This is a genomic window from Mycobacterium sp. PO1, from assembly GCF_017312405.1.
Taxonomy (GTDB): Bacteria; Actinomycetota; Actinomycetes; order Mycobacteriales; family Mycobacteriaceae; genus Mycobacterium.
In genome coordinates this window covers 22,049-41,320 of the sequence record NZ_BLTG01000030.1, presented here as the reverse complement: position 1 = coordinate 41,320, position 19,272 = coordinate 22,049, and the positions used below count along the sequence as shown (strand labels likewise).

The window sequence follows — 19,272 nt, the reverse complement described above, 5'->3', positions numbered from 1 at the left end:
CCAGCGACGCCTTGACTATCGGCCCCACTTCCACGGCTTGTCCCAATGGCCGGGTGGCACACCGGTGACCTGCCCGATGTGTCCGGGCGGAACGTTGACGATCTGTCCGACGTGGCCGGGCGGGGGCGGCTGGGGCAGCCACCAGTCGTGGTCGGCGTTGGCCAGACCTGCACCCAGGCCCATCGATGCCGCACCCATGCCACCGGCAATGGCTGCCGCGATGACGATCCTCTTCACCTGCATCGTGCGCTCCTCTCGGCGGATGCTCGTTTCAGGTTTGTACCCATTTCTATCGCGCTCGGGCACTCCAGCGTTAAGCGCGGCCGGGCGACGATTGATTCCTCACAGTTCACGCGGCTCTTACGGGGTTGGGCGCCAGGGCTGCATCGGCGCAGCGCAGCACCTCCGCTCCGTCTGTGGCCCAGACATCCCGCGTCCCGCGGCCCGGAACCCGCAGCCCGCTTCCGGCACCCCGCGGCCCGGAACCCGCAGCCTGCTTCCGGCACCCCGCGGCCCGGAACCCCGCGGCCCGGACCCCGCGGCCAGACAGCCCGCGAGCGTACGGTTTCTGACGGAAATCACCCGATTCTCGTCAGAATTCGTACGTTCGAGGCGCTCACGGCATGGAGCCGTCTGTGGCCCAGACATGCCGCGTCCCGCAGCCCGGAACCCGCGGCCCGGAACCCGCGGCCCGGACCCCGCGTCCAGACAGCCCGCGAGCGTACGGTTTCTGACGGAAATCACCCGAATCTCGTCAGAATTCGTACGTTCGAGGCGCTCACGGCATGGAGTCGTCTGTGGCCCAGACATGCCGCGTCCCGCAGCCCGGAACCCGCGGCCCGGAACCCGCGGCCCAGAGCCCGCGGCCAGACAGCCCGCGAGCGTACGGTTTCTGACGGAAATCACCCGATTCTCGTCAGAAACCGTACTTTCGCGGCGTTCACGGCTTTTGCCCCTGCACGACTGGGCTCGGCGACGTGCGTGACGGGCTTGGGTGACGTGCACGACTCGGTCCGGCGACGTGCGTGACGTGCCTGGGCGCCCTGCACGACTTGGGTCCGGCGACGTGCGCGACTCGGTCCGGCGACGTGCGTGACGTACCCGGGCGCCCTGCATGGCTTGGCGCGTCTCGCCGTCGCAACGGTTTCTGAAATCGTCCGGCGACCCGGTGGTCTGGCCTAGGTTGGTGGCCGTGTGCACTCGTGTGCTGTGGAACTCGAATGAACTGGCCGTCCTGACGGGACGCAGCATGGACTGGCCGGAGTCCACCGAACCGCTGATCGTCGCGTTTCCGGCCGGCCGCCGGCGCGACGGGGGAGCGCTGGCCGGCATCGACGTGGTACCCCGTAATCCGCTGCGCTGGACCAGTCGCTACGCGACGTTGGTCACCTCGGTGTACGGCCTCGGCGGTATCGACGGCTTCAACGAGAAGGGCCTCGCCGGGCACGGGTTGTATCTGCAGAGCACCGACTTCGGGGTGCGCAACCCCGCTGAACCGGGCGTGCACGCGGGCATGTGGTTGCAGTACCTACTGGACCAGGCGGCGACCGTGCCCGAAGCGCTGGCATTGATGGACGGCCTGGACGTGGTGATGGTCGGCGCCCACGGCCACGACGCGACCATCCATCTGGCTCTGGAAGACGCCTCCGGTGACTCGGCGATCATCGAATTCGACCACGGCACCCCGATCGTGCACCACGGCCGCCAGTACACGCTGATGACCAACGACCCCACCTACGACGAGCAGCTCGCCCTGCTGGCCGAGCGGGACTTCTCCCAGCCGTCGCGGGACATGCCACTGCCCGGAAACGTCAACGCCGTCGACCGTTTTCAGCGTGCGGCCTACTATTCGGCGCTGCTGCCCTCACCGCGCGACGAACGTCAGGCAGTCGCCGGGGTGCTGGCCATCATGCGCAACGTGTCGGTGCCGTTCGGCGCCCCCTATGGCGAATTCGGTGTCTACAACACCGAGTACCGCACAGTGTGCGACCTGACCAACAGGGTCTACTTTTTCGAGTTGACGACCAGCCCCAACACCATCTGGGTGCGTTTCGACGACCTGACGCTGCCTGACGGCGGCGACCCGTTGATCGTCGATCCGTATGACGAGACGATGGTCGGGAACGTGACGGCCCGAATGACGCCGGGACACATCGGCTTCTGACGTCGTCGTCGCCGCGGAGGAGTTGCGCATGCTCGAGGTGATCGTCAAAGGAGCTGCCACCGAAGCCCACCCGGCGCCGCTGGTGTTCGTGCACGGGGCGTGGCACGGAGCGTGGTGCTGGGACGAACACTTCTTGGACTACTTCGCCGAGCTGGGCTACGCGTGCCACGCCCCGAGTCTGCGCGGCCACGGAGCGAGTTCGGGAGGCGAGCGGCTGCGCTGGCACCGGGTGGCCGACTACGTGCGAGATCTGGCTGACCTCGTCGACCAGTTGCCGGCGTCGCCGGTCTTGATCGGCCATTCGATGGGTGGCTTCGTCGTGCAGAAGTACCTCGAGCGCCACCGTGCCGAAGGCGCTGTGTTGCTCGCGTCCGTACCGCCGACCGGGGCAGTGGGAGCCACCATGCGCATCGCTCGACACCATCCGGTGCAATTCCTCAGGGCCAACGCGATGCTGCGCCTCGCGCCGTTGGTCGCCACTCCCGAACTCGCTCACCAGTTGTTCTTCTCGGCGGCCACCGCGCACAGCGATGTCGATCGATATCAGCGTCGCATGCAGGACGAGTCCTACCGGGCGTTCCTCGACATGCTCGTGCTCGATCGCGTCAGATCCTCGCGGGTTGCCGCGATCCCGATGCTGGTGCTGGGCGCCGACGCGGACACCATCATCGCTCGACGCGACGTCCGGCAGACCGCCGCCACGTACGGGGTGAAACCCGAGTTCTTCGCGGACACGGGTCATGACCTGATGCTTGAACCACAGTGGCCGAAGGTTGCCCAACGCATAGCGGAATGGCTTGCCGCCCAGAGCTTTTAGCCTTCGCGCACCGTGGCGATCTCGTAGTCGCCGAGCTGACCCATCAGTACGTGGAGCTGATCCTGCGAGGAACCGAGGGTGTGTTCGATCGCCGTCAGCTTGGCCGCGTAGTGACCGACCGGGTACTCGGCCGTCACGCCGATGCCGCCGTGCAGCTGGATCGCCTCTTGGCTGATGTGGCGTCCGGAGCGACCGATCTGCAGTTTGGCCCGCGCCGCGATGGTCGGATCCAGATCACCGTCGGCGATCGACATGGCCGCATACAGTGTCATGCTGCGAGCCAGCTCGAGGGACACATACATGTCGGCGGCGCGCTGGGTCAACGTCTGGAACGTGTTCAGCGTGACACCGAACTGCTTCCGCTGGGTGAGGTATTCGGTGGTCAGTCGCAGTGCTTCCTCCATCGCGCCGAGCGCTTCGGCGCACAGCCCCGACGAGATGCGCACCAGGGTGTGGCTGACGGCCGCCGACGCATCGGTCGCCTCGCCCAGCGGTTCGCATGCCACCGCATCCAGATCGATCTGCGCGGCGCGTTGGCCGTCGAAGGTGCGGAACGACTGCCGGTTCACCGCGCCGGCGTCGACGAGAAATGCGCCGGTACCGCCGTCGGGAAGAGCCGCGGTCACCACCAGGGTGTCGGCACTGTCGCCGGCCAGGACCGGGTTCTTACAGCCGGTCACCGTCCACGAATCACCGTTGCGGGCAGCCTTGGTCGTCACCGGCGCGTGCGCTCCGCGCATCCCCGGCTCCTGGTGGGCGAAGGCCAGCAGCCGCTCGCCGGCGGCGACCTCGTCGAGCAGCGCGCGCTGCTCTGCCGAGCCGAGCTCGGCGATCAACGCTCCCGGCCCGAGTGCCCCGTGCAGCACGGGCTCGGGGGCCAGTCGCCGGCCGACCTCGGTGAGCACCACCTGGATCTCGTTCTGCCCGCCGGCTTCCTCCTCGAAGCCCAGCCCCAGGATGCCGATCTCTGCCAACTGCTTCCACACGTCGCGGCTGAAGCCGGGGTCGCTGTCGATGATCTCGAGCCGACGCTCGGTGTCGTAGGCGCGGGCGAGCAGGTCGCGGGTGGTGTCGCGGAGCAGAACCTGCTCTTCGCTGAGTTGAAAGTCCATGGTTCAGCTCACAATCCGAGGATGGTCGACGCGATGATGGTGCGCTGCACCTCGTTGCTGCCGCCGTAGATCGAGGTCTTGCGGTAGTTGAGGTAACGCGGGGCGCTGTGCTGGGCCCATTCGGGAGACGTGATCGCCTCGCCCGCCTCGAACGGCAGCGCGTCGGGGCCGGCGACCTCCAGCATCAGCTCGGTGGCGAGCTGCTGCAGCTGGCTGCCGCGCAGCTTCAGCACCGACGAGGCGGGGTTGGGCTTGCCGCCTTGGGAACTGGAGGCGACGCGCATCTGGGTCAGTTCCAGGGCCAGGATGTCGTTCTCGGCCTCGGCCAGGCGCGCGGCGAACAGCGCGTCGTCGAGCAGGCCGCTGGCCTTGGCCCGTTCCTTGACCTCGGAGAGGCGCAGCTTGGTGCGGCCGACCTGCGCGATGCCGTTGCGTTCGTTGCCCAGCAGGAACTTGGCGTACGTCCAACCCTGGTTCTCCTCGCCGACGAGCTGGTCGGCCGGCACCCGGACGTCCTCGAAGAACACCTCGTTGACCTCGAAGCTGCCGTCGACGAGTTTGATCGGCCGCAGCGTGATGCCAGGGGTGTTCATGTCGATGAGCAAGAAGGAGATACCGGCTTGCTTCTTGGGCGCATTCGGGTCGGTGCGCACCAGGCAGAAGATCCAGTCGGCGTACTGACCCAGCGTGGTCCACGTCTTCTGTCCGTTGACGACGTAGCTGTCGCCGTCGCGCAGCGCCGTGGTCCGCAGGGACGCCAGATCCGAGCCCGCCTCGGGCTCGGAGAAGCCCTGGCACCACCAGATGTCCAGCGCGGCGGTGGGTGGCAGGAAGCGCTCCTTGATCTCCTGCGAACCGAACTCGGCGATCACCGGTCCGACCATGTTGGCGTTGAACGTCAGCGGTTCGGGCACGCTGGCCAGCTGCATCTCGTCCAGCCAGATCTGCTGCTGGGTGGGGGTCCAGTCCTTGCCGCCCCATTCGACCGGCCAGTTCGGCACCGCCAGGCCGTTGTCGTTGAGGATCTTGTGGCTGGTGACGATGTCCTCGCGGCTGACCTCGGCGCCCAGCCGGGTCCGCTCGCGGATCTCTTCGGGGATCTTGGTGCGGTAGAACGTCCGAAGCTCGTCGCGGAAGGCGGCTTCCTCGGGTGTCAGCGCCAGTTGCATGGCGGCCTCCTGGTCCGTCGATGGATCTGCCACCCAGCCTAACCACCCGGTTGGTCGGCCCGTGACCGGACCGGTGTGACAGATCGCTGACCAGTGCTTCCCGGCGGGTGGTGCTCAGGAGCGCAGCGTGAACCCGGCGTCAAGCGGCCACGAGGTGCCGGTGACGAACCGGGCCGCGTCGGAGACCAGCCACGCCACCGCGCCGGCGATGTCAGCGGGATCGACCAGCGCGATCGGCAACGCGTTCTGCTGAGCCAGCAGCCACGGATCGCCGGCGGTGGCCAGCGCCATCGTCGACTCGTTCATGATCATGTCGGTGGCGACGCCGCTGGGGTGGATGGTGTTCACCCGGATCGAATGCGGAGCCAGCTGACGTGCCCAGCCCTGCATCAGCGCCACCAGGGCGCGTTTGGAGGCGGCGTAGGCCTGCAGACCGGCCCGGTCGGTGTCGGAGGCCCGCAACCCCTGGGTGGAGCTCGTCAACACGATGGACCCGCCGCGGCCGCCGGCGACCAGGTCCGGGATCGCCGCGTCGACGGTGTTCCACGCGCCGACCAGGTTGACGTCGATGATCGCGCGGAAATCGCGACGACGCTGGTCACTGTCGGTCACCCGGATGACCCCGGCGTTGGCGATGACGATGTCGAGGCGACCGAACTCGCGCCGCGCATCGGCGAGCACGGCGTCCACCGCGTCGGCATCGCGCACGTCGGCCTGCCGGGCCAGGATGCGGCGTCCCTGCTGACGCACGAGCCGGGCGGTCTCCTCGAGGTCGTCGACTGTGGCTCCCGGGTAGTCGGTGAACTCGAAGCCCGTGCAGATGTCCAGGGCGACGATGTCGGCGCCCTCGCCTGCCAGTTTCACGGCGTGCGCACGGCCCATGCCGCGGGCCGCGCCGGTGATGAAGGCCACCTGACCGTCGAGCGAACCCATCCTCAGCCCCGCGGGAACTCGACGTCTTTGGTGACCGATGCCCACTCGTCGATCGACGCCGAGAACGCGGCGAGCTTGTCGCGCACCGCTTTCAACACATCGCGGCCCAGCAGCAGCCGCAACGGCGGATCGTCGAGGCCGGTCACCATCAGCACCGCGTCGGCCGCCTTGCGCGGATCACCCGGTAGGTGGTTGGCGAATTCCTTGATCATGGTCTTGCGGGAGCCGACGGTGTCGTCGTACTCGCTGATCGGTGTGGCGGATTCCCACATCGACCTCGCGGCCCAGTCGGTGCGGAACGCGCCCGGTTCGATGGCGGTGACCTTGATGCCGAACGGCTTGACCTCTTGCGCGAGCGCCTCGGTGAGTGCCTCGAGCGCGAACTTCGTCGACGAGTAGTACCCGTTGGGCGGGTTGGCCACCAGGCCGGTCATCGACGAGATGTTGACGATGTGCCCGGCACCGCGGGCCCGCATGCCGGGCAGCACCGCCTTGATCATGTCCACGACGCCGAAGTAGTTGACGTCGAACAGTTTGCGGACCTGGTCGTCCTCGCCTTCCTCGATCGCCGCGAGGTAGCCGTTGCCGGCGTTGTTGACCAGCACGTCGATGCCGCCGAATGCGTCGGTCGCCGTGCGTACCGCGGCGGCGATCTGCTCCTTGTCGGTGACGTCGAGCGCGACGGTGACCGCGCGGTCGCCGTATTCGTCGGCCAAGTCGGTGATCGACTCGACGCGGCGTGCTGTCACCACCACCGAATGTCCGGCTTCCAGTGCTGCGCGGGCGATCTCGCGGCCGATGCCGGTCGAGCATCCGGTGATCAACCAGCGTGCCATGTCAGATCCTCTCCGGTAGACGGCGCAGGTAGGCCGCTCGGCGCTCGGCCAGCTCGGTGGCCCGCTGCTGCGCCGACACCCGGCGCAGGGTCGGCACCGCCTTCTCCAGTTCGTCGAGCGGCACCACGCGACCGTGCGCGCCGAGGTCCTCGCGGGGGCCGTGCCCGGCGAACTCGGCCATCCGCAGGGTCAGGATGCCTTCGCGCAACCCGTCGGAGTCGATCCAGTTCGCGACTCCGGGGTCGGTGGGGGAGATGACGTAGGTGTAGGTGCCGTCCTCGTTGGGCACCGACTGCGCCTTGTTCAGGCTGCCGGTGCGGTCACAGATGTCCAACGTGGTGCCCCAGATGTTGCTCAACGGCACCGTGAAGTACTCGGCGCCGCCGTCGCTGACGTCGACGACGAACGCCTCCCCGGGGTTCAGGTCGAAGCGCCCCATCACATACACCTGGTTGCGCATCGCGCCGACCTTGTCGGCCGACCAGGCCAGGTCGAAGTGGTTGGCCGGCATCTTGTAGATGCCGTGGCTGAGCTTGCCGGTGAAGTCGGCAAAGTGCGCCATCATTGCCGCCGTCGCGTCGGCCTGCTCGTCGAGCGTGCGCGCCGCGACGGTCGGCTTGTCGCCGAGCCGCTGCACCGCAAGGTGATTGGGGTCGTCGCGATCCCAGTGCAGCAGCACGTCGCGGATGTAGAACTCGTGGGCCTCCGGGGTGCTCTGCACGTGGTTGGGCCGCCCGTTGGCAGGGTCGGAGTCGACGGTGATGGTGAAGGAGCCGTCGGCGTCGACGTTCATGGTGCGGCCGTTGAGCACGGCGACGGTGCCCATGTCGGCGTTCCAGAGTGTGAAGTAGTTCTCGGTCATCCGGTGGGTCCCGACGCGGCCGTGGATCTCGTAGCGCTCGTCGCCGGAGATCGGGATCACCCGGTAGACGCTGTCGGGATTGTCGATGCCCCAACGGGACCCGGGTATCTGATGGCCGGCGACCGGATGGCTCAGCCGGGTGATGCAGCTGACCTTGGGTCGGAGCTTGTCCTGGTTGGACGACCAGATGGCTGCGGAGAACATCACCTCGGTGAAGGCGTCGTCGAAGCGTTCCCGCATGGCCTGTGAGGCGCGGGCCCGGCTCAGCCACTTCTCGGCCACGTCGCGGTATGCGGCTCGCACGGTGGGGTGGCGGGTCAGATCCAGTGCGGCGATCTCCTGGTCGTGCTGCGACGCGGTCGCGACGGGATCGCCGGTGAATTCGGTCATTCATGTCCTCCTGGTGGTGGGGCCGCCGCGCGAAACCGCTTCTGGTAGGCCGTGAACCGCTCGGTGATCTGCTCGTCGGACAGGCCGAAGTCGGCGGCCCGGTAGGGTGCGCGTGCCGGCTCGCGCGGCCGCTCGGCCAGCCAGCGTCGCATCGCCGACTCCGCCGTCGCCGTCAGCGGCATGCCGATCGCCTCGTATACCCGGGCCACGTGATCAATGGGGTCGGCGACCGCGTCGGCGAATTCGATGTCGGTGCAGCGGGCGGCCTCATCGGGCCAGCTCTGCCGGACCGTCATCGCCCGGTCGTTGGTCCAGCCCATGCGCTGCAGCCACTGCTCCCCGACGCGGGTCGTGTCCACCTGATCGCTGTGCATGGCGTGCAGCGTGGCGTTCAGGCCGGCCCCGGACGGGATGGTCTGCCGCGGGTCGCGGTGCATGTGCACCAGATGCAGATCGGGGAACTGGGTGCGCAAGGCGTCCAGATAGCCTAGGTGCGCCGGGGATTTCAGCACCCAACGCTGGGCAGCGGCGCCGCCGGCTCGGCGTTTCTGCCACTGCAGGAACTGCAACATCCGGTGCAGATAGGCATACGCGGGCGCGAAATCCTGGCCGTCGAGCCAGGACCGGTAGCCGGGCACATCGGCGCCGGACTCCGGGACGTGCGACAGGAATGCGTCGGACAGGAACACGATCTCTTCCTCGGCCTCGCGGGCGTACATCGGGTGGATGGCAAACAGCTCCGGCGCCAGCTCGCGGGAGACCGCTTCGCGCTTCTCGCTGATCGCGATGCGCGGATCCGGACCGCCCGCCCACGGGTAGTCGAGTCGGGGCGCGACCTCGACCACCTCCCAGCCGTAGGCGCAGTGAAACCGTCTGTCCGCGGCCAGAAGTCGCTGCAGCAGGGTCGTTCCGCTGCGCATCATCCCGGTGACGACCACGGGCGCGGCGATGACCTCCTCGGTGATCTCGGGGTGTCTGCGGATCCACTCCTGCGCGCGCAGCCTCATCCGCAGGCTGTGGATCAGACCTGATCGCAGGATGTGCACGCCGATGTCGTTGAGCGGCGCGCTCGCGTAACTGTCGGTCAACACCTGCAGCGGCTCGGCGAACGGCAGCGGCCCCCAGGCGTCGAGGTCCTCCTTCTGCTGCGCAGCGGTCATCAGCTTCGCAGCGTCGAAGGGGTGCCCCACCGCGTCAGAACTTCAGGTGCCGGCTGGTGTCGCCGATCTGGTCGACGTACATCGTCCGGCTGTCGAACCACCACGCGCCGTCCACACGGTGGAAGGTGTCACGGTAATGGCCGGTCACGATCACCTGCAGAGGTAGCTCCGGCGTGGCCTGGGTGACGCAGTAGTACGCACTGGCCCGCGCCGTGCCGGCCTCCTCGTCGACGTCGATACGCACGTTGGTGGTGAAGTGCTTGGTCTTGGGGGTCCCGTCGTCGTAGAGGCGGGTGGCCATCTCATACATCTGCCGCACCCGGGCGGTGCCTTCGAACACGGTCTCCGGCGGCCCGTCCTCGACACCGCAGATGCGTCCGTGGGCGAACAAGGCGGCGACCCCGTCCAGGTCACCCGCGTCGATCCGCTCGGCGTAGGTGTACACGAGATTCTCGATGTCGCGGGCGGCGTCGCTCACGAGCGGTAGACAACCAGCCGGAATCTGTCATGTCAACGTTTTGCCGGACAACCGGCGCGGTTAATCTCCCAGCGTGACTACCTCTTGGTCGGTGAACCGACTCGGCGACATGACCGGCACCCGCATCATCGTCACCGGCGCCACCAACGGCGTCGGCCTGGCGACGGCGGCCGCGCTTGCGCGCGCCGGCGCCCAGGTGATTCTGGCGGTGCGCAACCTGGAGCTGGGGGCGCAGCGCGCCGCCGAGATGGGCGGTGACACGGAGGTGGTCAAACTCGACCTCGCCGACCAGGCCTCGGTGCGCGCGTTCCCCGGTCTGTTCGACGGCGACGTCGACATCCTCATCAACAACGCCGGCCTGGTCGCCCAACATCGCAGCGACACCGTCGACGGTTTCGAGATGACGCTGGGGACGAACTTCCTGGGTCCGTTCGCGCTGACCAACCTGCTGTTCGAGCGGGTGCGCTCGAAAATCGTCAACGTCGGCTCCGACGCCCACAAGCAGGCGTCCATCGCGTTCGACGATCCCCATCTGCGGGTGCACAAATGGTCGTCGTTCCCGGCGTACGCGCGCTCGAAGCTGGCGGTGATGTTGTGGGGCCTGGAGCTCGACCGGCGGTTGCGCGAAGCCGGCTCGCCGGTGAGCAGCTATCTGACCCACCCCGGCTGGGTGTCGTCGAACCTGACGAACATCTCCGAGGCTCCGCTGATGGCCGTGGTGAACAAAGTGGCCACCGCGGCGGCCAACCGCATCGGCAACGACATCGAGGCCGGCGCGGCGCCGACGCTGTACTGCCTGACCGAACCGATCCCGCCGGGCAGCTACGTGGGTATCAACGGCCGCTTCGGTTTCAAGGGAGGCCCGACACTGAGCGGTCGTACGCCGAACGCGTGTGACTACGACGACGCGCGCCGGCTGTGGGAGTTCGCCGAGAAGGAGACCGGGACCTCGCTGCCCGGGTGACCCAGCAGGCGGGCTGTGTCAGCTCCGCGGGTGTGGGTATGAGCCGCGCAGGAGGTTGACGCTGATGCCTGACTTCGCCGACGAGGCGGTCACACCGCAGGTCCGCAAAGCCGCCGCGTGGGCGTGGCGGCTGCTGGTGCTGGCCGGGGCGGCAGCGGTGCTGTTCTGGTTGATCCAGCGCTTCGTGGTCATCGTGGTGCCGCTGGCGCTGGCGCTGATCCTGACCGCGCTGTTCCTGCCCGCGGTCGACTGGCTGCACCGCCATCGGGTGCCGCGCTGGCTGGCGGTGATCCTGGTGTTCCTGCTCGGCCTCGGCGCGCTCGGCGGATTGCTCACCTTCGTAGTCACCCGCTTCATCGAGGGTCTGCCGCACCTGATCGACCAGATCACGGTCAGCATCGACGCGCTGCGCGACTGGGCCGCCAACGGTCCGCTGGAGCTGGGCCAGCAGCAGATCAACAACGCCGTCGACTCCGCGATCGGCACGCTGCAGCAACGTCAGGCCGAGATCACCAGCGGTGTCGTGTCGACGGCGTCGGCCCTCGCGAAGTTCCTCACCGGCTTCTTCATCACCGTCTTCACGCTCATCGTGTTCCTGCACGGGGGACGTTCCATCTACGAATTCGTGACCCGGATCGTCCCGGTACAGGTTCGGGAACGGGTCCGCGACGCCGGCCGGTCCGGTTTCACCACACTCACCGGTTACGTGCAGGGGACGTTCGTCGTGGCGTTGGTCGACGGCATCGGCATCGGGATCGGGTTGCTCGTCCTGGGCATCCCGTTGGCGCTGCCGTTGGCGTCGCTGGTGTTTCTGGGTGCCTTCGTGCCGTTCGTCGGCGCGATGGTCACCGGGTTCCTGGCCGTCGTGATCGCGATTCTGGCCAAGGGCTGGCTCTACGGCCTGTTCACGCTGGGCTTGGTGCTGGCGGTGCAGCAGCTCGAGGGCAACGTGCTGCAGCCGTTGATCATGGGTCGGGCGGTGCGGTTGCATCCGCTGGCGGTGCTGGTCGCGCTGACCGCCGGCGGTGTCGTCGCCGGCATCATCGGGGTGCTGCTGGCGGTGCCGCTCCTGGCGTTCCTCGACCATGCGGTGCGCTCGCTGCTGGACTCCCGAGAAACCCCTCCGGCGCAGGGCGGGGCGGTCCCGTAGTTTCTCGGGGGACCGATGAACCCCAGACGGTGAGGACCCAGCCATGACGCTGTCCGCGGGTGGGCGGATCGGCCTGGCCGGAGCAGCGGTGGTCGGCGTCGCGTTCGGCATGGCCCGGTACGCCTATGGCGTGACCCTGCCCGACATCCGCGCCGACCTCGGCCTGTCGGAGCTGGTGCTCGGCCTCATCGCCAGCGCCACCTTCGTCGGATATCTGGCCGGCCTGCTGCTCGCCGGCCCTTTGGCCGCCCGCCGCGGGTCCCGCGCGCCGACGACCGTGGGCGGTGTCTGCGGGGCGGTGGGTGCGGTGATCGTGGCGCTCGCCCCGTCACCGTGGCTACTGGCGCTCGGCGCGGTGCTCGCCGGCGGCGCCGGCGGCTGGGTGTGGGCTCCGTACTCCGACATCGTGACGCGCACCGTGACGCTGCGGCAGCAGCCCCGGGCGCTGGCCATCATCACCACCGGCACCAGCGGCGGGCTCGTCGTCTTGGGTGGTCTGGCGATCCTGGCCATCGTGGGTTCGTGGCGGCTGGTCTGGGTCGCGATCGCCGTCGCTGCGGTGCTGGCTGCGCTGGTGAATCTGCGGCTGGTGCCGCGCACGGCGCCGGTCCCCGCCGCGAAACGGTCGGCCGGCGGACCCTCGCTGGCCGTGGCGTTGCGGGTACCGGCCGCGTATTCGGTGGTCTACTTCGCCGCGGTCGTCATCTATTTCACCTACGCCGCCGACGTGCTGGATCGCGGCTCGTTGCCGGAGTGGGCCGTCCCGGCGTTGTACATCGCGATCGGTCTCACCGGGGTGGTGGGCGTGGCGACCGGAACCGCCGCCCAGCGGTTGGGCAGCGCCAGGGTTGCGGCGTTGTGCCTGGTGATAGTGGCTGGCGCGTTGGTACTGCTCGGGCTGGCCAGCGAGTCGCTGGCCGCGGTGGCGATCTCGGCGTGCATCTTCGGCGTCGGGTACATGACCGGTTCGGCGGTGCTGGCGGTGTGGACGGCCGAGCTGGTGCCCGAGCGCGCCGGCGCGGCGTTCACCGCCTGTCTGGTCGTCGGGGCCGTCAGCTCGGTGGCTGCGCCGGCCGTGGCCGGCGCGGTGATCCCCGGGCTGGGGCTGGGGACGGTGCTGGTGATCACCGCCGCGGTGTCGCTGGGCAGTGGGGTGGTGTTGATGCTGCCGTCAGTGCACGACGCAGCCCGGGGCTGACGCGGTCACGGTTCCGGTTGAGCGGCGATCTCGGCCAGGTACTCGCCGAGGAAGCCGGGCTGGACATACTCGAGCGCCTCGAGGAGCAGGAACTCCGGCCGACCCAAATAGGCCGGGTGCCGCTCCATCGTGGTGAGCCGCTCCACCTGCTCGTCGGTGAATCGGTCGGCCAGCGCACGCCAGCCGCCCCGCATGGCACCGAGGAGAAGGTGGGTCGAGGTGGTCACCGGCTGCCCGAAGGGTTCGGCGCGATCTGCCATGACCAGAAGCATGAACCAGGGGTCCGACAAGTCCACAGAGACGACGGCGGCGGGAGCGAGATGAGGCGCACTGAACTGCGCTGAACTGCAGTGTGGGAAAGTGCCCCCGGCAGGATTCGAACCTGCGGCCTTCTGCTCCGGAGGCAGACGCTCTATCCCCTGAGCTACGGGGGCGCACGCGGTACTGATTGCGCCGTTGGGCGTGGCCTAGCGTAGCGCATCCGCACAACGGGAAACGGATTCGGGGCCAGAAGGGCCCAGACCATAGGATGGACCCCCGTGACCCCCGCCGATCTGGCCGAGCTGCTCAAGTCGACCGCTGCCGCGGTGCTGACCGAGCACGGCCTCGACACCGCTGTGCTGCCCGCGACCGTGACCGTCGAGCGTCCGCGCAACCCCGAGCACGGGGATTACGCCACCAACCTGGCGCTTCAGCTCGGCAAGAAGGCCGGCGCGAACCCGCGGGAGCTGGCCGGCTGGCTGGCCGCCGCGCTGGCCGACCAGGACGGCATCGCCGCCGCCGAGGTCGCCGGGCCGGGGTTCGTGAACCTGCGGATCGAGGCGTCGGCGCAGAACGTCCTGGTCGGCGACGTCATCGCCGCCGCCGGGCGGTACGGCACGTCACAGGCGCTGGACGGGCGCAAGGTCAACCTCGAGTTCGTCTCCGCCAACCCCACCGGCCCCATCCACATCGGCGGTACGCGCTGGGCCGCCGTCGGCGACGCGCTGGGCCGGCTGCTGAGCACCCAGGGCGCCGAGGTGGTACGCGAGTACTACTTCAACGATCACGGCGCGCAGATCGACCGGTTCACCAACTCGCTGATCGCCGCCGCCAAGGGCGAGCCCACCCCCGAGGACGGCTACGCCGGCACCTACATCGGTGACATCGCCGCCCAGGTGCTGGCCAAGGACCCGGACGCGCTGAGCCTGCCCGACGCCGAGATGCGCGAGACGTTCCGCGCCATCGGGGTCAACCTGATGTTCGACCACATCAAGGAATCGCTGCACGAGTTCGGCACCGACTTCGACGTCTACACCCACGAAGACTCGATGCACACCTCCGGTCGGGTGGATCAGGCGATCGCGAAGCTGCGCGACACCGGCAGCATCTACGAAAAAGACGGGGCGGTGTGGCTGCGCACCACCGACTTCGGCGACGACAAGGACCGCGTCGTCATCAAGAGCGACGGCCAGCCCGCCTACATCGCCGGTGACCTCGCCTACTTCCTGGACAAGCGTCAGCGCGGCTTCGACCTGTGCATCTACATGCTCGGCGCCGACCACCACGGCTACATCGCCCGGCTCAAGGCCGCCGCCGCGGCGCTCGGCGACGATCCCGACACCGTCGAGGTGCTGATCGGGCAGATGGTCAACCTGGTGCGTGACGGCCAGCCGGTGCGGATGAGCAAGCGGGCCGGCACCGTCATCACCCTCGACGACCTGGTCGAGGCCATCGGAGTCGACGCCGCCCGGTACGCGCTGATCCGCAGCTCGGTGGACACCCCGATCGACATCGACCTGGAGTTGTGGTCCTCGGCGAGCAACGAGAACCCGGTCTATTACGTGCAGTACGCGCATGCTCGCCTCTCGGCGCTGGCGCGCAACGCCGCCGACCTCGGTGTCGCGCCGGACACCGCGCATCTGGATCTGCTGACCCACGACAAGGAAGGCACGCTGATCCGCAACCTCGGGGAATTCCCGAGAGTGCTCGAAACGGCGGCGGGACTTCGCGAGCCGCACCGGGTTTCGCGCTACCTCGAGGATCTGGCGGGCGACTACCACCGGTTCTACGACTCCTGCCGGGTGCTGCCCCAGGGCGACGAAGATCCCGGTGAGCTGCACTCGGCTCGGCTGGCGCTGTGCCAGGCCACCCGCCAGGTCATCGCAAACGGCCTGGCCATCCTCGGCGTCAGCGCTCCGGAGCGGATGTGATCGCCCACCCCGCCGGGCCCCGCCACGCCGAGGAGGTTCACCACGGCGGCGCCCCCGACCGCCCGCGCACCGCGGCCGAGGTGTTGACGCTGGCTCCGAACGTGTGGCCGCACAACACCGTTCGCGGCGACGACGGTGTCGTCTCGATCGCCGGGGTGCCGGTCACCGACATCGCCGCCGAGTTCGGCACCCCGGTGTTCGTCATCGACGAGGACGACTTCCGCAGCCGCTGCCGGGAGATCGCCCGGGCGTTCGGCGGCGGGGAGCACGTGCACTACGCCGCGAAGTCGTTCCTGTGCACCGAGATCGCCCGCTGGGTCGCCGAGGAGGGCCTGTCCCTCGACGTCGCCAGCGGCGGCGAATTGGCCGTGGCGCTGCACGCCGGCTTTCCGCCGGAGCGAATCGCCCTGCACGGCAACAACAAATCCGTCGCCGAACTGACGGCGGCCGTCAAGAACGGCGTCGGTCACGTCGTCGCGGACTCCATGATCGAGATCGAGCGCCTCGACCAGATCGCCGGTGAGGCGGGCGTCGTGCAGGACGTGTTGGTGCGGGTGACCGTCGGTGTGGAAGCCCACACCCACGAATTCATCTCCACCGCCCACGAGGACCAGAAGTTCGGGCTGTCCCTGGCCACCGGCGCGGCCATGGATGCCGTGCGCCGGGTGTTCGCGACCGATCACCTGCGCCTGGTCGGCCTGCACAGCCACATCGGCTCGCAGATCTTCGACGTGGCCGGGTTCGAACTCGCCGCCCACCGGGTCATCGGTCTGCTGCGCGACGTGGTCGCTGAATTCGGGATCGACAAGACCTCGCAGATGTCCATCGTCGACCTGGGCGGTGGCCTGGGCATCTCCTATCTGCCGCAGGACAATCCGCCGCCGATGGGCGAACTGGCGGACAAGCTGCTGGCCATCGTTCGCGACGAGTCGGCCGCCGTCGGCCTGCCGGCCCCGAACCTGGTCGTCGAGCCGGGCCGCGCCATCGCCGGGCCGGGCACCATCACGCTCTACGAGGTCGGCACCACCAAGGACGTCGCGGTCAGCTCCAGCGCGCACCGCCGCTACGTCAGCGTCGACGGCGGGATGAGCGACAACATCCGCACCTCCCTGTACGGCGCGGAATACGATGTGCGGCTGTTGTCACGGACCACCGAGGCCGCCCCGACGCTGTCGCGGGTGGTGGGCAAGCACTGCGAAAGCGGTGACATCGTGGTGCGTGACGCGTGGCTGCCCGACGACGTCGCGCCGGGTGACCTGCTCGGCGTCGCCGCCACGGGCGCATACTGCTACTCGATGTCGAGCCGATACAACCTGATCGGCCGGCCGGCCGTGGTGGCCGTGCGCGACGGGCAGGCCCGCCTGGTGCTGCGCCGGGAGACGGTCGACGATCTGTTGAGTTTGGAAGTGAGGTGACACCGTGAGCGCACCCGTCGGCACGAAGACCGACAAAGAAATTGGCGTGGCCGTCCTCGGTCTGGGGAACGTCGGCAGCGAGGTCGTACGCATCATCGACGACAGCGCCGCCGATCTGTGCGCGCGGGTCGGGGCGCCCCTGGTGGTGCGCGGCATCGGCGTGCGCCGCATCGCCGACGACCGCGGAGTTCCCACCGAGCTGCTGACCGACAACATCGAAGGTCTGGTCTCCCGCGGGGACGTCGACATCGTCGTCGAGGTGATGGGCCCGGTCGAGCCGGCCCGCAAGGCCATCCTGTCCGCGCTCGAACAGGGCAAGTCGGTGGTCACGGCCAACAAGGCGCTGATGGCGGTGGCGGCGGGGGAGATCGCCTCGGCCGCCGAGAGCGCCAACGTCGACCTGTACTTCGAGGCCGCCGTAGCCGGGGCAATCCCGGTCATCAGGCCGCTGACCCAGTCGCTGGCCGGCGACTCCGTGCTGCGGGTGGCGGGCATCGTCAACGGCACGACCAACTACATCCTCTCCGAGATGGGCAGCACGGGCGCCGACTACGCCGGCGCGCTGGCCGACGCCAGCGCTCTGGGCTATGCCGAGGCCGACCCCACGGCCGATGTCGAGGGTTATGACGCCGCCGCCAAGGCCGCGATCCTGGCCTCGATCGCGTTCCACACCCGCGTCACCGCCGACGACGTCTACCGCGAGGGCATGACGAAGGTCTCCGCGGCCGACTTCGCCTCCGCGCGGGCGCTGGGATGCACGATCAAGCTGCTGGCCATCTGTGAGCGGCTCACCGACAAGGCCGGCCAGCAGAGCGTCTCGGCGCGCGTGTATCCCGCGCTGGTTCCGCTGGATCATCCGCTGGCCTCGGTCAACGGCGCGTTCAACGCCGTCGTCGTCGAAGCCGAGGCGGCCGGGCGGCTGATGTTCTACGGCCAGGGCGCCGGGGGATCGCCGACCGCCTCGGCGGTATTGGGCGATCTGGTCATGGCGGCCCGCAACCGGGTCTCCGGCGGGCGCGGACCACGGGACTCCAACTACGCTAAGCTGCCGATCGCGCCCATCGGCGTGATACCCACGCGCTACTACGTGAACATGAACGTCGCCGACCGTCCGGGTGTGCTCGCGGCGGTCGCCGCCGAGTTCAGCCAGCACGAGGTCAGCATCGCCGAGGTGCGCCAGGAGGGCATGGTCGACGAAGGCGGACAGCGCTGCGGAGCGCGCATCGTCGTCGTCACCCACCAGGCGACGGACGCCGCGCTGTCGGAAACCGTTGCCGCACTGTCCGATCTGGAGGTCGTGCAGAGCATCAACAGCGTGCTGCGGATGGAAGGGACCACCGAGTGAGCACCACTGCGCCACAGGCTGTGCACCAGCCCTGGCCCGGCCTGATCGCCGCCTACCGGGACCGGTTGCCCGTCGAGGACGACTGGACGGCGATCACGCTGCGCGAGGGCGGCACCCCGCTGCTGCCCGCGCCGCGGCTGTCGGACTACACCGGCTGCACCGTGCACCTCAAGGTCGAGGGACTCAACCCGACCGGCTCGTTCAAGGACCGCGGCATGACCATGGCGGTGACCGAGGCGGTCGCCCGCGGTCAGCAAGCCGTGCTGTGCGCCTCGACGGGCAACACCTCGGCCTCGGCGGCCGCCTATGCCGCGCGCGCCGGCATCACGTGCGCGGTGCTGGTGCCCCAGGGCAAGATCGCGATGGGCAAGCTCGCCCAGGCCGTCATGCACGGCGCGAAGATCATCCAGATCGACGGCAACTTCGACGACTGCCTGGAACTGGCCCGCAAGCTGACGTCGGACTTCCCGACGGTGTCACTTGTCAACTCGGTCAACCCGTTCCGCATCGAAGGTCAGAAGACCGCGGCGTTCGAGATCGTCGACGCGCTCGGTGACGCCCCGGACGTGCACGCACTTCCCGTGGGCAACGCCGGCAACATCACCGCCTACTGGAAGGGCTACACCGAATACCACCGCGACGGTCTGGCCACCCGACTGCCGCGCATGATCGGCACTCAGGCCGCCGGCGCGGCGCCGCTGGTGCTCGGTGAACCGGTCAGCGATCCCGAGACCATCGCCACCGCGATCCGCATCGGCTCACCGGCGTCCTGGAGTTCTGCGGTCGAGGCCCAGCAGCAGTCCGATGGGCGCTTCCTGGCCGCCACCGACGAGGAGATCCTGGCCGCCTACCATCTGGTCGCGCGCGCCGAAGGCGTGTTCGTCGAACCCGCGTCGGCGGCCAGCATCGCCGGGCTGCTCAAGGCGATCGAGGACGGCCTGGTGGCCCGCGGGTCGACCGTGGTGTGCACGGTGACCGGCAACGGCCTCAAGGATCCCGACACCGCGCTCAAGGGCATGCCGGCGGTCATCCCCGTCCCCGTCGACCCGGTGGCCGTGGTCGCCAAACTGGGTCTGGTCTGAGGCGG

18 protein-coding genes and 1 tRNA gene are annotated in these 19,272 nt (G+C 68.8%); 9 read left to right on the top strand and 10 right to left on the bottom strand.

The window, feature by feature from the left end; translation table 11 throughout:
• Positions 1 to 15 precede the first annotated feature (15 nt).
• On the bottom strand, positions 16 to 243 hold the full coding sequence (locus J3476_RS13025; protein WP_207066873.1) for a hypothetical protein: 228 nt from the start codon (positions 241 to 243) through the stop codon (positions 16 to 18).
• A gap of 949 nt (positions 244 to 1,192) precedes the next feature.
• Between J3476_RS13025 and J3476_RS13020 the strand changes: the two genes are divergently transcribed.
• Entirely contained in the window at positions 1,193 to 2,164 is a 972-nt protein-coding gene (locus J3476_RS13020) for a linear amide C-N hydrolase (RefSeq protein WP_207066872.1), read from the top strand.
• 28 nt (positions 2,165 to 2,192) lie between these two features.
• Positions 2,193 to 2,981, top strand: coding sequence for an alpha/beta hydrolase (locus J3476_RS13015; protein WP_207066871.1), 789 nt, complete (start codon positions 2,193 to 2,195; stop codon positions 2,979 to 2,981).
• Here the strand turns inward: J3476_RS13015 and J3476_RS13010 are convergent.
• From J3476_RS13010 to J3476_RS12980, 7 genes are all read right to left on the bottom strand, one after another.
• Positions 2,978 to 4,093: an acyl-CoA dehydrogenase family protein gene (locus J3476_RS13010; RefSeq protein ID WP_207066870.1), complete on the bottom strand. Its 1,116-nt coding sequence runs from the start codon at positions 4,091 to 4,093 to the stop codon at positions 2,978 to 2,980. The two genes, J3476_RS13015 and J3476_RS13010, sit on opposite strands and share 4 nt — an antisense overlap.
• An 8-nt stretch (positions 4,094 to 4,101) precedes the next feature.
• Positions 4,102 to 5,262, bottom strand: coding sequence for an acyl-CoA dehydrogenase family protein (locus tag J3476_RS13005; RefSeq protein WP_163677685.1), 1,161 nt, complete (start codon positions 5,260 to 5,262; stop codon positions 4,102 to 4,104).
• Positions 5,263 to 5,376: 114 nt separating this feature from the next.
• Entirely contained in the window at positions 5,377 to 6,195 is an 819-nt protein-coding gene (locus J3476_RS13000) for a mycofactocin-coupled SDR family oxidoreductase (RefSeq protein ID WP_207066869.1), read from the bottom strand.
• Positions 6,196 to 6,197: 2 nt separating this feature from the next.
• Positions 6,198 to 7,031, bottom strand: a complete 834-nt coding sequence (locus tag J3476_RS12995) for an oxidoreductase (protein WP_207066868.1) — start codon at positions 7,029 to 7,031, stop codon at positions 6,198 to 6,200.
• 1 nt (position 7,032) lies between these two features.
• On the bottom strand, positions 7,033 to 8,283 hold the full coding sequence (locus J3476_RS12990) for a DUF1214 domain-containing protein (RefSeq protein ID WP_207066867.1): 1,251 nt from the start codon (positions 8,281 to 8,283) through the stop codon (positions 7,033 to 7,035).
• On the bottom strand, positions 8,280 to 9,443 hold the full coding sequence (locus J3476_RS12985) for a sulfotransferase (protein WP_207066866.1): 1,164 nt from the start codon (positions 9,441 to 9,443) through the stop codon (positions 8,280 to 8,282). Before J3476_RS12985 ends, J3476_RS12990 begins: the two co-directional genes overlap by 4 nt.
• 34 nt (positions 9,444 to 9,477) lie before the next feature.
• Positions 9,478 to 9,921, bottom strand: a complete 444-nt coding sequence (locus tag J3476_RS12980; RefSeq protein WP_207066865.1) for a nuclear transport factor 2 family protein — start codon at positions 9,919 to 9,921, stop codon at positions 9,478 to 9,480.
• A gap of 109 nt (positions 9,922 to 10,030) precedes the next feature.
• Here J3476_RS12980 and J3476_RS12975 point away from each other — a divergent pair, with 109 nt between their 5' ends.
• The 3 genes from J3476_RS12975 to J3476_RS12965 all read left to right on the top strand — a co-directional run bounded on the left by J3476_RS12975 (position 10,031) and on the right by J3476_RS12965 (position 13,233).
• On the top strand, positions 10,031 to 10,885 hold the full coding sequence (locus J3476_RS12975) for an SDR family NAD(P)-dependent oxidoreductase (protein ID WP_373889060.1): 855 nt from the start codon (positions 10,031 to 10,033) through the stop codon (positions 10,883 to 10,885).
• Positions 10,886 to 10,949: 64 nt separating this feature from the next.
• Positions 10,950 to 12,035, top strand: coding sequence for an AI-2E family transporter (locus J3476_RS12970; RefSeq protein ID WP_207066863.1), 1,086 nt, complete (start codon positions 10,950 to 10,952; stop codon positions 12,033 to 12,035).
• Positions 12,036 to 12,078: 43 nt separating this feature from the next.
• The gene (locus tag J3476_RS12965) at positions 12,079 to 13,233 is read left to right on the top strand and encodes an MFS transporter (RefSeq protein WP_207066862.1); all 1,155 of its coding nucleotides are present in this window, start codon (positions 12,079 to 12,081) and stop codon (positions 13,231 to 13,233) included.
• 5 nt (positions 13,234 to 13,238) lie between these two features.
• Here the strand turns inward: J3476_RS12965 and J3476_RS12960 are convergent, their stop codons facing one another.
• Positions 13,239 to 13,493: a hypothetical protein gene (locus tag J3476_RS12960; RefSeq protein WP_207066861.1), complete on the bottom strand. Its 255-nt coding sequence runs from the start codon at positions 13,491 to 13,493 to the stop codon at positions 13,239 to 13,241.
• Between the two features lie 101 nt (positions 13,494 to 13,594).
• Positions 13,595 to 13,667 (bottom strand) — tRNA-Arg (locus J3476_RS12955).
• A gap of 105 nt (positions 13,668 to 13,772) precedes the next feature.
• On the opposite strand from J3476_RS12955, the gene argS reads away from it, so the two are divergent.
• From argS to thrC, 4 genes are all read left to right on the top strand, one after another.
• A complete protein-coding gene (gene argS, locus J3476_RS12950; protein WP_207066860.1) occupies positions 13,773 to 15,425 on the top strand; it encodes an arginine--tRNA ligase in 1,653 nt (550 codons plus the stop codon).
• Between the two features lie 80 nt (positions 15,426 to 15,505).
• Positions 15,506 to 16,840: a diaminopimelate decarboxylase gene (gene lysA / locus J3476_RS12945; RefSeq protein ID WP_286182985.1), complete on the top strand. Its 1,335-nt coding sequence runs from the start codon at positions 15,506 to 15,508 to the stop codon at positions 16,838 to 16,840.
• A 4-nt stretch (positions 16,841 to 16,844) separates the two neighbouring features.
• Positions 16,845 to 18,185, top strand: a complete 1,341-nt coding sequence (locus J3476_RS12940) for a homoserine dehydrogenase (RefSeq protein ID WP_207066858.1) — start codon at positions 16,845 to 16,847, stop codon at positions 18,183 to 18,185.
• On the top strand, positions 18,182 to 19,267 hold the full coding sequence (gene thrC, locus J3476_RS12935; protein ID WP_179967532.1) for a threonine synthase: 1,086 nt from the start codon (positions 18,182 to 18,184) through the stop codon (positions 19,265 to 19,267). The genes J3476_RS12940 and thrC overlap by 4 nt, the downstream gene beginning before the upstream one ends.
• Positions 19,268 to 19,272: the final 5 nt, after the last annotated feature.

Bases quoted from the DNA above. Each gene is read 5' to 3' on its own strand.
- J3476_RS13025 (WP_207066873.1), bottom strand. From the start codon at position 243: ATGCAGGTGAAGAGGATCGTCATCGCGGCAGCCATTGCCGGTGGCATG.
- J3476_RS13015 (WP_207066871.1), top strand. From the start codon at position 2,193: ATGCTCGAGGTGATCGTCAAAGGAGCTGCCACCGAAGCCCACCCGGCG.
- J3476_RS13010 (WP_207066870.1), bottom strand. From the start codon at position 4,093: ATGGACTTTCAACTCAGCGAAGAGCAGGTTCTGCTCCGCGACACCACC.
- J3476_RS13005 (WP_163677685.1), bottom strand. From the start codon at position 5,262: ATGCAACTGGCGCTGACACCCGAGGAAGCCGCCTTCCGCGACGAGCTT.
- J3476_RS13000 (WP_207066869.1), bottom strand. From the start codon at position 6,195: ATGGGTTCGCTCGACGGTCAGGTGGCCTTCATCACCGGCGCGGCCCGC.
- J3476_RS12995 (WP_207066868.1), bottom strand. From the start codon at position 7,031: ATGGCACGCTGGTTGATCACCGGATGCTCGACCGGCATCGGCCGCGAG.
- J3476_RS12990 (WP_207066867.1), bottom strand. From the start codon at position 8,283: ATGACCGAATTCACCGGCGATCCCGTCGCGACCGCGTCGCAGCACGAC.
- J3476_RS12985 (WP_207066866.1), bottom strand. From the start codon at position 9,443: ATGACCGCTGCGCAGCAGAAGGAGGACCTCGACGCCTGGGGGCCGCTG.
- J3476_RS12975 (WP_373889060.1), top strand. From the start codon at position 10,031: ATGACCGGCACCCGCATCATCGTCACCGGCGCCACCAACGGCGTCGGC.
- J3476_RS12970 (WP_207066863.1), top strand. From the start codon at position 10,950: ATGCCTGACTTCGCCGACGAGGCGGTCACACCGCAGGTCCGCAAAGCC.
- J3476_RS12965 (WP_207066862.1), top strand. From the start codon at position 12,079: ATGACGCTGTCCGCGGGTGGGCGGATCGGCCTGGCCGGAGCAGCGGTG.
- J3476_RS12960 (WP_207066861.1), bottom strand. From the start codon at position 13,493: ATGGCAGATCGCGCCGAACCCTTCGGGCAGCCGGTGACCACCTCGACC.